Origin of the sequence: Shewanella sp. CG12_big_fil_rev_8_21_14_0_65_47_15 (assembly GCF_002783505.1) — a bacterium.
In the GTDB taxonomy this organism is placed as follows: domain Bacteria; phylum Pseudomonadota; class Gammaproteobacteria; order Enterobacterales; family Shewanellaceae; genus Shewanella.
Genome location: NZ_PFGL01000063.1, coordinates 195,282 through 207,305, shown reverse-complemented (window position 1 = coordinate 207,305; position 12,024 = coordinate 195,282). Strand labels below are relative to the sequence as shown.

Here is a 12,024-nt window from a genome sequence, read left to right as displayed (position 1 = left end):
TATGCCCAAAATAATCGCAAATAAAGTGCAAACACGCTTCAATTAATCACCATTACCATGTGAAATAACAAGGTAAGATTGATACTTCTCATCGCCACTTAAGGTTTTCAATTTTTCCATATCCCCCGTCATCACAGCGGTAATCTCTTCATCAGTTAATCCATGGGCACGCATTACAGCCTCAGGGTTCTGTTTATAGTCTTCCATCAACTGCGCATCTTGGCCTAGCTGGGTAAAAAAATCCGATAATGCAGACATGTTTTCTCCTTATTGTTAATAATAATGGTTCAATACCACACTACAATTTAGCCCAAATCTTCGGGGCCGATCCCTAACTTAGCCAAAATAGCATAGTTGTATTCCAGCTTTTTTGCTGGCGGAATTAACAGAGTGCTAATCGGTGTTAGGTGTGCTTGGGGTAAATTAGCTAATGGTAAACGTTCGATGCGCGCCGTTTGTACCGGCAAGTTTGCCGCTTCATATATGACCACCTCATGATCGAGGGGATACCATTGGTTCAGTTGTTCCACCAGAATTTGCAATCTGTCCGCCGAGGTATGGAACTGCGTTAATGTATGCTCACCCGCAATGGCAATTTGCCAGAGTAATAAGTGGGTTGTCGGATCGGGCACATGCTTAAAAAACATAAACTGGCTGGCTTCAAAACTTTGGTGACCAGAGTTACCAGGGTCAATACCCAGATCCGCCCATAAACACGCTTCGGCCGAGATCCCCGGCTCCATCTTGGCCGAAAATCCCTCCTCCCGCGCCCGTGCAATCGCCATATGGGAAACACAGGCAAACACCCCAGGATGCCCATAGAGCGCACAAACGGTTTTTTTACCCGCCCTTACCGCTGCTAATATGGCATTGACCATCTGCTCATAGGTTTCTCTGCGATTTTTCACTTCATCATTTTGCGCATAAAACTGCTGCAAATTGATGACATTGGGGTTGAGTTTCATCAACCAACGCTGTGAGAAACCGTCGGGTAAAAGGGAAAACACAATATCGGCATGTTCAATATAGCTACGGCTTAAGACGCTGATCTGTCCCGCTAACTGCAAACCTGTACCCACACAGACTAATGATCCCAAACTACCTCCAAACTCACTTTGCAATATGCGTTTTTGTCTTATTAATTAAAGTGTTACCATAACTGGTGAGATGGCAATAGCGAAACCCTATGCTACTCCCTAAAATGCTGAAAAAATGCTAACGCCATCAAAATAAAACACTTTCACAACTCTACCCATGTTTTTACAACATTGCTACATCGCTAGACTCGATTTGGCAAAATTTGCTTATCCTTAGGTATTCCTTCATCAATAAGCAAACAAAACGAAAACCTAGGTTCAATAATCAACAAATATCTTCTCTGTTTGAGAACTTAACTCCATATCCTTGGTCGAAAACTCACACAATTCGAACTATGAAGGCAGCAAAGCCCGAATGCCCTTGTCATAAGGGGGAATGCTTGGGTATTATGGCCGCCAGATTTTCAGAAGTAGCGCATACAATGATCAATAAAAAGCAAAGTCTTACCCTGCTGGGCGCTGTGGCGCTCTCTGTTTCGCTCAGTGCTTGTAGTGTGTTCGATTGGTTAATTTATAAGCCGGACATTCCACAGGGTAACTACATGGAACAGCAACAAGTTGAAAAGTTGCGTATCGACATGACCAAAGAACAAGCCGAATACATTCTCGGCCGTCCGGTGTTACGCGATAGCTTTGCCGACGACGCTTGGTATTATGTTTATCACTATAAGAGTGGTCGCGATGCCAGTATCACCCACAAAGAGTTGATCCTGCGTTTTACGGGCAACAAATTAACTTCGGTCACTGGGGATTACGAATTAAGTAAAGAATTTGATACCCCACTTGAACAAAGCAAGTTGCCTATGGCAACAACGGCCGAAACAACACCTTTGATCCCAGTTCAGCGTCCGGATGAAAAACCGTTAGTGAAAGAAAATCAATCTGAGGCACAAGTGCAAAAACCCATTAAGTAGTGTCAAAAACTTAATAGCACTTTGAATTGATTTAGAAATAAAAAAAGCGCCTAACGCGCTTTTTTTATTTCTAATGCCCATAATGTGCAAAATAGCATTAAGCACGGCCCCCAGTGACTTTGTTTGCACGGCCCTCATCCTTAGCCTTATCGGCACGGCGACGGCGTACATCCTTAGGATCGGCAATCAAAGGGCGGTAAATTTCAACCCTCTGCCCCGGTAAAATCACTTGATCATGTTTAACCAGATTGCTAAACACGCCTAATTTAACGGTTTCTAGATCGATCTCAGGGAAAAAACTCACCATATTACTCAGGCGAACTATCTCAATCGCGCTCGTGCCAGGATGCACGCTCACCGAAATGACTTTCTGCTGCGTAGGCAGAGCATAAACCACATCGACTACAAACTTATCTGCTTCATTTACCACGGTAAATTACCTTAGCGCGGCTCGTAAACGCCGTCACCATTGATACCATAAGATCATTAAACACTTTACCAAAGGCCATATCGACGAGTGAGCTTGAAAACTCAAAACTTAAATCGAATTCTACCTTACAGGCGTCCTCGGTTAATTCGGTAAAACGCCACTGTCCGAGTAAATGTTTAAAAGGCCCATTTTCTAACGTTAAATCAATACTTTTACCGGGAACAACCTGATTACGCGTGGTAAAAGTTTTACGGATCCCCGCCTTGCTCACATCAACCGAAGCCAGCATAGTTTGACCATCAAACTCCAACACTTTTCCGCCAACACAACCGGGTAAGAACTCTTTATACGACTCAACATCATTAACTAAATCATACATTTGCATAGCACTAAAACGAACTAACACACTTCGGGAAATTTGCGGCATAGGGCTTAGGCACTCTTTACATAACCAATTCACGCGATTCCAGATAAACTCACGTGCCCTAATAAACCTAGGGAAACTAAAAATTGCATGGGATTTTATCACGATACGCAAAAAACGCATCCCTTGCTCACATAGGGGCATCACACCCATAGCGTTTTGCACTAAGTGAGTGTAAAAAAGCAGCAATAAAATACTATAGGGTTGAAATAAGTCAAATAAGCCCTTATATCAATACCAAATTGATTCACCGTGCGTATAATGGCGCCACTATGGTAAAGAAAAACTCAAAAAAAGCCGCGCCTGCGACTATCGCACGCAATAAGCGCGCAACCTTCGAATACCGTTTCGAAGAAAAAATGGAAGCTGGCCTGTCCCTTATGGGATGGGAAGTGAAGTCGATCCGTATGGGTAAGGTCAACCTCTCGGACTGCTATGTATTCCTGAAAAATGGTGAAGCCTTTATGCATGGCTGCACTATTATTCCGCTCAATACTGCATCGACACACGTAGTTTGCGACCCGCTTCGATTAAAAAAATTACTCCTAAGCCGCAAAGAACTCGACAAACTTGCAGGCTTAGTCGAACGCCAGGGCTATTCTATTATTCCGATCTCAATGTACTGGCGTAAAGGTGCATGGGTCAAAGTCGAAATTGGCCTAGGCAAAGGTAAAAAAGATCACGATAAGCGCGAAGACACCAAAGCACGGGAATGGGAAGTTGAAAAAGCCCGGGTGATGAAAAAAGAGAAAACGCGCGGATAATGAACAAATGATTGAACTTGTTATAAATGACACTAGGTTATCTTTAAGCGACAGGTTACAATCAACTTTCTTGGGGGCGATTCTGGATTCGACAGGATTCACGAAACCCTGGGAGCATGCCGAGGGGCGGTTGGCCTCGTAAAAAGCCGCACAGTTATAGTTGCAAACGACGATAACTACGCTCTAGCAGCTTAGGCTAGCTAGCCATCTGACACAGGTCTCTCAAATGGGCAGTGTATACAGATGGTCATCTTACATTTGATAGCGAGGGAACCCCGTCCGGGGGTGAACCGCGAAACAGTACCGGACTCGCCTGATGAAATCCTGTCTTTCGGAGTTTATTCAGGTTAACCAAAAGAAAGACTAAGCATGTAGCGCCTTGGATGTAGGTGTTCTGGACGCGGGTTCAAGTCCCGCCGCCTCCACCAAATATAAGAACGAAGACGTCTCAGGACGTCTTTTTTCTTGCCTAAAAACCATTAAATCAATAACTTACAGTCCATTACTATCCATAGACGTCCATTAGCTGCCATATACTCCGGTATTCCACATGGTATTCCAAGCGAAATATCGCTATTATTTGGAATACCAAAACGGTTTGGAGATAGTCTATGTGTGCCAGAGCGACTCGTCTTAGTGATAAGGCAATCAAATCAATCAAACCCGATGACAAGGATAAGGTCTTATCGGATGGAGATGGACTGCAACTCAGAGTCAGATGTAATGGGTCTAAACTCTGGAACTTTAACTATCGTCATCCCACTACCAAAGCGCGTATCAATATTGGATTGGGTACATACCCAGAAATATCTTTGGCTCAGGCACGACAATTGACTCTCGAAAATCGAGCATTGGTTGCTCAAGGGATTGATCCCAAAGAACATCGAAGCCAAAAGCGATTAGAAGAACAAAGTATTACCGAACATACCTTATTTAATGTCGCATCTCAGTGGATTGAGACCAAAAAACATAATGTGACCACTGATTACGCAACAGATATATGGCGCTCATTTGAGCGCCACGTTTTCCCCAAACTTAAAGATATGCCCATATCAAAAATCACATCACCGATGATTATTGAGCTTTTTCGCCCTATTGAGGCTTCAGGCAGTTTGGAAACAGTGAAAAGGCTCACTCAACGCCTAAATGAAGTCATGGTATTTGCTGTTAACTGCGGCCTTATTTTTGCCAATCCACTTGTTGGAGTAAAAGCCGGTTTCAAAAAACCGGTAAAAGAAAATATGGCAACCCTAAAACCAGAAGAATTACCTGAGCTCATGTTAGCTCTAGCAAATGCCTCTATCAAACGTACAACTCGTTGCCTAATTGAATGGCAATTACACACTATGACTAGACCTTCTGAAGCCGCCTCGACACGTTGGGATGAGTTTAATTTCGAAGAAAAAACTTGGACTATTCCAGCTGAGAAAATGAAAAAAAGACGAGTTCACACAATCCCACTGACAGAGCAAATGTTGGCACTTCTTGAGACAATGAAGCCCATTAGTGGACACCGGCCTTATGTTTTCCCTTCAGATCGCAATCCTCTAGAGCACTGCAATAGCCAAACTGCAAATATGGCATTAAAGCGTATGGGTTTTGCGAACCGGCTTGTCAGTCATGGCTTACGCTCTCTAGCCAGTACAACATTAAATGAACAGGGTTTTGAGCCAGATTTGATTGAATCGGCATTAGCACATGTAGACTCAAATCAAGTTAGAACGGCATATAACAGAACAGACTTTTTAGAAAGAAGACGTCCGATGATGAGCTGGTGGAGTGAGCATATAGAAAAAGTCTCGAAAGGGTCTCTCTCAGCATCAAGCTTTAAAAGATTTAAACTCGTAGGTGGCTAATATTAAGCAATAGAAACAAAGTAACAACATAATGTAAGCCACTATCGCGGAAACTTGCGGCTACAGATCAATGAGATAGTTCTTTATATAAAACCACAGCAAAAGTAAGGGGCTGCCATTTGGCAGCCCCTTACTTTTATTAGTTCAAACTAAATCTGACAGTTTTGATTGTATAAATCTCCACTCGAAACAACACAACTCACTTTTGGACAAAACCTTGCTAGATTTTTTACTCTAATTCGTGGGGTTAGGATTAAAATTTCTATGGTTAACAACTGACTTACGAGCCAAATAGAGCAAAGCAAGCTCATCTAAATCTGAAAAGAATTAAGCTCAATCTAAACTGACAGCGCCCCTTAAAAAATGGTTAACTGTCAGATCAGGTCTGAGCTAGTACACATTATAACCATTCTTCCACCTCTCAACCCCGAGTCAAGGATAGTCAGCAATTACATAATTCAATGTTAATGCAGACTAGAAATTAACCCCATTCTCAAAGGTGTTATCCCAACTGATTCCAAGTAGTATAATGGTTTCAGAAAAGTCTGGATCATTCTTTACGTCAACTTGGTTACAGGCGTTAAAATTGCTATCTGGAAGATTAATTCCACCAATTGAGGCGACTTCCATCCACATTTATTATTGACCATTAAAATACTACATTAGCACATCCTCATATATATCACCGAAATCACTCCAAGCATTGTGATTTTGCAGGTGACCTCATCAATCATTCCACCTATATTGATTCGGTCACAATAGAGTGTGTGCAGTAACCACCTCAATACATGACATGAGACCGTTCATTCTCTTCGTCTCAGATTATCAGTATTAAATGACGGTATAGCGCCTTTATTGATAACGGAAATGTAATGCGATATTCGGCAGAAAGCCCCTAACCTGATTAGCAAGTGCCGTTCGTTGTGCTACTAAACTGGTTCGAAGACAGATGAGCGGTTTTAGATCTTGCTGCTCTACCGATTTAATAGGTACAAAGTGAATGGCTGAGCGAGAAAACGCCTCACATATTGCCCTTGCATGGTAATAGTTCCCTTATCAGGCAATTGACGGATGGTATCAATTAGAGATCATCGGTTTACTTTTCGATTCGATAAAATCGACCCAGAGGTACTCTACACATACTTGAAAATAGTTCTTGGCTAAATCAATACCAACGACCTTGTTCAACATATTATTTACTCCTGTTATGACTGTACCTAAAGTTTGGTACAGCGACGTTAGGAAAGAAATGCATCCATCACATCAACCCCTTTTCACTTTACTGAAATAATTTTCTTTTCAAGAAAAAAATATTCATTTTTAAATTTACAACCATCACTAATACAAGGAATCTAACTTGTTAAAATTGATTTTCGATAAGTTTTAAATATTAGAGATGAAAAATGGAACAAAAAAGATTGAGATAATAAATACTACTCTATTATTAGCATCTTCATTTACTGTTTTTAATTGTTCAAATGCAGTAGCTAAGGATTTGCAAACGGATGTAGTAGTTGTTGGTGCAGGAGCATCTGGTATAACTGCATCCCTTCAGCTTGCTGATTATGGAGCCAAAGTCATTACACTTGAAAAGCAGCCAAATGCGGGTGGAACAGGAAACTATTGTGAAGGACAACTTGCAATAAATAGCCCCATACAAAAGAAGAATGGTATTAATATTAGTAAAGAAGAAGCTTTCAATGCATTAATGAATTATGGTCACTGGAATGGAACCCCTGAGTTAGTAAGTAATTACTTGGAAAATTCTGGAGAGGCGTTATCTGGATGTTAGACCATGAATTTAAATATGATTATGTAATCAGTTCTAACCAGGATGATTATAATACTTGGCACTTATTTAGTGGATTTTGCGCAAATGCATTTGGTGGAATGCTTTTAAAAGAAGCTGAGAAAAAGGGCGTTAATATTCTTTATGAAACTCCTGGAAAAAGTTTGATTGTAGAAGATGGTGTAATTAAAGGAGTTAAAGCAGTCAATGTAGACAATGAAGAAATTAACATTTATTCAAAATCTGTAATCATCGCAACCGGAGGTTATGGTAATAATGTCAACATGATGGAGCGCCTTGGCATTAAAAACGCCAAGGATTATTACGTGAGAGGTAACCATAATAAGACTGGTGATGGTTTAAATATGGCGTTTTCCGTTAATGCTGCATCAGATGGTCTTGGGGTTCCCTTCGCATTTTTTTCCACTCCGCCAGACGAAAAAATTCCATATTTGTCAGCAATGTGGGCTATTGGCCAAGGTTATTATCTAAAGGCTACATCGGAAGGTAAACGTTTCGAGAATGAAATGCTATCCAGTCATTGGTCTGATGAACTTCGGATATTAATGAGAGAGAAAACATCATATCACTATGTAATTTTCGATAGCATAGTGATCGAGAAAATAAAAAATTGTGGTTCTGTTATAAATACTTTCATGCCAACTCTTGGAAAAATCTCTGAAATTTACTCATTGCTACAAGAGGGCGAAAAAAAGGATATGTTTTTAAAGCAGATTCTTTAACTAAACTTTAAAAATTAACAAACATGAAAACTGAAACTTTTGAAAGAACTATTAGTAGCTATAATCAATTATCAAAAATAGGCAAAGATCTAGATTTTGGTAAAAATGAAAAATATTTAAACAAAATTATTAAACCTCAATTTTACGCAGTAAAATTACGTCCTGAAATTTTGGGTACACTAGATGGTGTAAAGGTAAATGAAAATCTTCAGCCAATTAACAAAAATGGTGAAACGATAAGAAATCTGTATGTAATTGGGAATGATGCTGGCGGAATTTTTCCACTTGACTACTGTTTAAAATTAAATGGTGCATCTGTTGGCTTTGCGGTTTTTAGCGGAAGACATGCTGCCACACACGCTTTTAAAAATCATTGAGAAAAGGCTGGTAATTAATATGAAGATATTATTATCTCTCATAATTTCAATTTCGTTGTCTTTAGCATTTTCATCTTCTGCATTTGCAGGAACTAAAGACAACTTTCATACAAAAGTAAAAGGCTTGGAATGTAATGATTGCCATACTAAAAATATTCCATTTAACAAAACTAAAAAAAATAGAAATGAACGCTTCTTGTATCAGTTGCCATTCAACCGTTCCAAGTGAAAAAACAGTTGACGTCACTTTTCATCATGAATTTTATCAAGGGGTAAAAGTTTCAATAAATCCCCATTATGCTCATATTGGTAAAATTCGTTGTGTTTTATGCCATTCTGGCCACGAAGAACCGAATTTATATTGTAATAACTGCCATGAATTTGATGTGAATGTTCCAGATATTTCAAAGTAATTAAATTTTAATTAATAATGATTATAAGGATTATATAATGAATAATAAAGTTTTATATTTAGCTTTTTTCTCTGTATTTGCCTTTCCAACTCATGCTGATGTCACAGGATTTATGAGTGCCCAAAGTAACTTTTTATCAAAAGGTGAAACGCTCACCGATAATGGGCCAGCACTTTATGGTTTGATAACCTACAATCATGAATCAGGTTTTTATATTGGCGCTGATGCCTTCAACATCGATTTTGGCAATACTACACCTGGTGTTGATGATAAAACCAGCTACGAAATTGATTATTTTGCTGGATATGCCAAGAGTTATGCTGGCTATTTAGTCGACATTGGCTACATCTATTACTCTTACCCAGACGCATATTGCATTGATAGTGAAGGAAAAAAAACAACATATGGGGATAATTTTGGTGAAGCATATCTAGAAATAACCAAAAAATGGTTAAAAGCGTCATTGTTCTATGGTAACGCAGCTCAAGAGGTTGTAGATTTTGATAATGATGCTATCACTGTTGCATTAACAGGTACCTTTCCAATCACTGAAGGCTTAGATTTTACTACGCAAGTTGGTCACGCTTGGTTTAATAGCAATCTCAAAGACGACTATCTTTACTATAACGCCACCATAACTAAACATACAGATCTCGGGGATGTGTTCTTTACACTAAGCGATACTGATCAGATGAATCAAGGACTTAAGACAATCTTCGGATTTAAACACTTTTTTTAATCAGTTTAGTGCCTGATATTAATTGTGTACTGCCCTGTATAAAAATATAGGGCTTTTTATTTTGTGATTTATGTCATCTGCGATTTAAGACTATTTTAATATAGTGCAGGTTGTCACATCTTACAAATATAAATTTTACATTTTGAAGGGCAAGCTATACTTTTGTAAATAGGTTTTACTTAATTACTTTAATTCATGGCTTCCAGCAGAATAGAGAATCATTATCAAAGAGAGAAAATCATCTTAGATCAAGCAGAAGTAATGTTTGAAAAAGGTGGTATTTACTCAATTAGCATGCCAGAACTTTCAAAACTTGCCAGTTGTTCAACCAATACAATGTATAGTCATTTTAAGTGTCGAGAAGATATTCTCGTAGGCATATTCAATAGGTATTGCGCAAAGTGGTTTGTCATGGCTGGGCGATTAATATCTCAATCACCAGGCGGATTTGCAGAGCGATTTGCTGCAAAGATGATCCTAGGCCCCTACCTGCTTACAAAGGAGATAGAAGTCTGTGGTATTCAATTTATCATGGACTTACCCATTATTTGGAATATATCATCACCCGAGCGGGTACTAATCTCTAGAACACTTCTTGAGTTAACGGCTACAGAGAATTTTAATTTTACCAATGTCGCTAGAAACTTTGGTTTAATTAATGTTTCCGACCCAGTCATTCATAAAGTATTGAGACGGTGCTTTATATTAGAGCGTGGATTCTGTAACTTGGCTAATAATAAAATTTTTCGAGAACATATTTTAGAAGAGCCTTTTTCAGACTATATTGAGCAGATAAAAAATGAGATGAAAAAATTAAATTGGAATTTTGATGTCATGACAACATCTACTGAAGAAATACTCAAAATTATTGAGTCTGTCATTCTAGACATTAATGCCATTGATCCAGATAAGATTATTCAACAGTTGCAAAATAGCGGAAAGTGGTAAAAACTCTCCGCTTTCCATTTATTTCAATGATTTGACGTATTGACCCGCATTTACTCCCGCGAGTCGACCAGATGTATAGGCGAAGCCTAATGTGCCGCCTTCAAAGTCGACATATGCTTTACCATACATCCCCCCAGCATCTGCACCAGACACATACAGTCCTTTGATGGGGCGATTATTTTCATCAACTGCTTGAATATTTTCATTAATTCTAACACCACCCAGCGTACCAAGGTTTCTCGCAACAAATTTGACTGCATAGTATGGCGGGGTAGAAACTTTAATCAATTTTGAAGTATTACTGAAAAACTCATCATCTTTTCCAGTACTAATCGCATTATTATACAGAGTGGCCGATGTTACCAAGTTTGACTGATTGACCCCCATATTTTTTGCCAATGACTCTAATGTATTGGCTTTAAATACGGTTTGTGTGGTGCCAACAAGCGGATCTAAAAGTTTAGTGTAATCATATGGTGTGTTTTCTTGTTCAATTAACGTTTTGGTGTCGTTTGGTTCATTGAACTCCATAAAAAAGAATGGATTATTTTTCCATTTACCATACTGATTTTCGATTGCTACAGTGCCGCGCTGAGCTATTTTTTCCAGCATATCACTGTCAACGATTACAAATTCTGTTTCTTGTGGTTGCATGTGTAACTCAGCACCATGTACAGAGAACAGTGTGACATCAGTTTCATCGCTAAACCGTTTACCGTCCAAATTCACTCTCAGGTTAGGGAAACGTGTGAAGTTGGTTAAATCCCACCATTTCTCGCCAACAATAGGGATAATCTTGTTCATTTCAGCATCACTGAACTTAGCCCAGAAATATTGCGTTACGTTAATTCCACGTTCAGCGGCACCAGCCTTCCAAGCCATCTGAATGCCATCACCTTTGTTCTGAGATATTTCACCCATCGTAAAGGGAGTACCAATGTATTGCTTAAGCATTTTGGCGTTCCCACCAAATCCGCCCGTTGCAATAATGACGGCCTTGGCTGCAATGGTGAGTTTTGTGCCATCTTCTTTTTCTGCTAAGACCCCCGTCACTTGACCTTTCGCATCATACGTCAACGCCTTTGCGGGAGTACTAAAATAAATTTTTCCACCCGATTTTTTATAGGTATCAAGCAGTTTTTTGAGCGCCATCGTGCCTCCTTCTTGATAGCCATGCAGCGTTGCAGGTTCTCCAATATGCGCATACGCGCCCCCCACCCCGGCATCAGTTAACTTCATCAAGGCGCCATTTTCATTCAACCAGTCAACGGTCGCACCAGCCTCATCAATGATTTTTCTTACTAATTGGGTATTGATGAAACCACCAGACAATTCCATGTATTCGTTATAGAGCCACGCTTTATCTACCTGCTGATGTTTTTCTTTTTGTTGCTTAGAGTCTGCTGCAAACATCCCGCCTGCAAGTGTTCCCGCCCCCATTTGCGTGGCCGTTTTCTCAAGCAAAATCACATTAACGCCCTGCTGTTTAGCTGCCAATGCAGCGGCAGTACCTGATGCCCCAGCGCCTAT

The 12,024-nt window shown here is 39.7% G+C and carries 14 protein-coding genes, 1 other RNA gene and 1 pseudogene; 10 read left to right on the top strand and 6 right to left on the bottom strand.

What is annotated here, in order from left to right; all coding sequences use genetic code 11:
- Positions 1-42: 42 nt before the first annotated feature.
- Together COW15_RS17665 and COW15_RS17660 are read right to left on the bottom strand one after the other, a co-directional pair.
- Positions 43-258: a hypothetical protein gene (locus tag COW15_RS17665; RefSeq protein WP_293634527.1), complete on the bottom strand. Its 216-nt coding sequence runs from the start codon at positions 256-258 to the stop codon at positions 43-45.
- Positions 259-305: 47 nt separating this feature from the next.
- Positions 306-1,097 carry an SAM-dependent methyltransferase gene (locus COW15_RS17660; RefSeq protein ID WP_293634526.1) on the bottom strand — a complete coding sequence of 264 codons (792 nt, stop codon included), beginning with the start codon at positions 1,095-1,097 and terminating at the stop codon, positions 306-308.
- A gap of 422 nt (positions 1,098-1,519) precedes the next feature.
- On the opposite strand from COW15_RS17660, the gene bamE reads away from it, so the two are divergent.
- A complete protein-coding gene (gene bamE / locus COW15_RS17655) occupies positions 1,520-2,011 on the top strand; it encodes an outer membrane protein assembly factor BamE (protein WP_198782756.1) in 492 nt (163 codons plus the stop codon).
- 97 nt (positions 2,012-2,108) lie between these two features.
- Here bamE and COW15_RS17650 read toward each other — a convergent pair whose 3' ends face one another.
- Together COW15_RS17650 and COW15_RS17645 are read right to left on the bottom strand one after the other, a co-directional pair.
- Positions 2,109-2,441, bottom strand: a complete 333-nt coding sequence (locus tag COW15_RS17650; RefSeq protein ID WP_293634523.1) for an RnfH family protein — start codon at positions 2,439-2,441, stop codon at positions 2,109-2,111.
- Entirely contained in the window at positions 2,431-2,868 is a 438-nt protein-coding gene (locus COW15_RS17645) for a type II toxin-antitoxin system RatA family toxin (protein WP_293634522.1), read from the bottom strand. The genes COW15_RS17650 and COW15_RS17645 overlap by 11 nt, the downstream gene beginning before the upstream one ends.
- Positions 2,869-3,137: 269 nt before the next feature.
- Between COW15_RS17645 and smpB the strand changes: the two genes are divergently transcribed.
- The 3 genes from smpB to COW15_RS17630 all read left to right on the top strand — a co-directional run bounded on the left by smpB (position 3,138) and on the right by COW15_RS17630 (position 5,485).
- Entirely contained in the window at positions 3,138-3,629 is a 492-nt protein-coding gene (gene smpB / locus COW15_RS17640; protein WP_007646482.1) for an SsrA-binding protein SmpB, read from the top strand.
- Positions 3,630-3,701: 72 nt separating this feature from the next.
- Positions 3,702-4,057: a transfer-messenger RNA gene (gene ssrA / locus COW15_RS17635) on the top strand.
- A 183-nt stretch (positions 4,058-4,240) separates the two neighbouring features.
- Entirely contained in the window at positions 4,241-5,485 is a 1,245-nt protein-coding gene (locus COW15_RS17630; protein ID WP_293634518.1) for an integrase domain-containing protein, read from the top strand.
- 695 nt (positions 5,486-6,180) lie between these two features.
- Here COW15_RS17630 and COW15_RS17625 read toward each other — a convergent pair.
- A pseudogene (locus tag COW15_RS17625) lies at positions 6,181-6,676 on the bottom strand (IS110 family transposase); the annotation flags it as partial.
- Between the two features lie 205 nt (positions 6,677-6,881).
- Between COW15_RS17625 and COW15_RS17620 the strand changes: the two are divergent.
- From COW15_RS17620 to COW15_RS17595, 6 genes are all read left to right on the top strand, one after another.
- Positions 6,882-7,277: an FAD-dependent oxidoreductase gene (locus tag COW15_RS17620; protein ID WP_293634516.1), complete on the top strand. Its 396-nt coding sequence runs from the start codon at positions 6,882-6,884 to the stop codon at positions 7,275-7,277.
- Entirely contained in the window at positions 7,271-8,017 is a 747-nt protein-coding gene (locus COW15_RS17615) for an FAD-binding protein (protein WP_293634514.1), read from the top strand. The genes COW15_RS17620 and COW15_RS17615 overlap by 7 nt, the downstream gene beginning before the upstream one ends.
- Before the next feature lie 23 nt (positions 8,018-8,040).
- A complete protein-coding gene (locus tag COW15_RS17610) occupies positions 8,041-8,394 on the top strand; it encodes an FAD-binding protein (protein WP_293634512.1) in 354 nt (117 codons plus the stop codon).
- Positions 8,395-8,528: 134 nt separating this feature from the next.
- Positions 8,529-8,807, top strand: coding sequence for a cytochrome c3 family protein (locus COW15_RS17605; RefSeq protein WP_293634510.1), 279 nt, complete (start codon positions 8,529-8,531; stop codon positions 8,805-8,807).
- A 37-nt stretch (positions 8,808-8,844) separates the two neighbouring features.
- On the top strand, positions 8,845-9,546 hold the full coding sequence (locus tag COW15_RS17600) for a TorF family putative porin (RefSeq protein ID WP_293634508.1): 702 nt from the start codon (positions 8,845-8,847) through the stop codon (positions 9,544-9,546).
- Between the two features lie 195 nt (positions 9,547-9,741).
- Positions 9,742-10,494 (top strand): TetR/AcrR family transcriptional regulator, encoded by a 753-nt coding sequence (locus tag COW15_RS17595; protein WP_293634506.1) that lies wholly within the window; start codon positions 9,742-9,744, stop codon positions 10,492-10,494.
- 18 nt (positions 10,495-10,512) lie between these two features.
- Here the strand turns inward: COW15_RS17595 and COW15_RS17590 are convergent.
- On the bottom strand, positions 10,513-12,024 hold a 1,512-nt coding region (locus COW15_RS17590; RefSeq protein WP_293634504.1), incomplete at its 5' end, for an FAD-dependent oxidoreductase.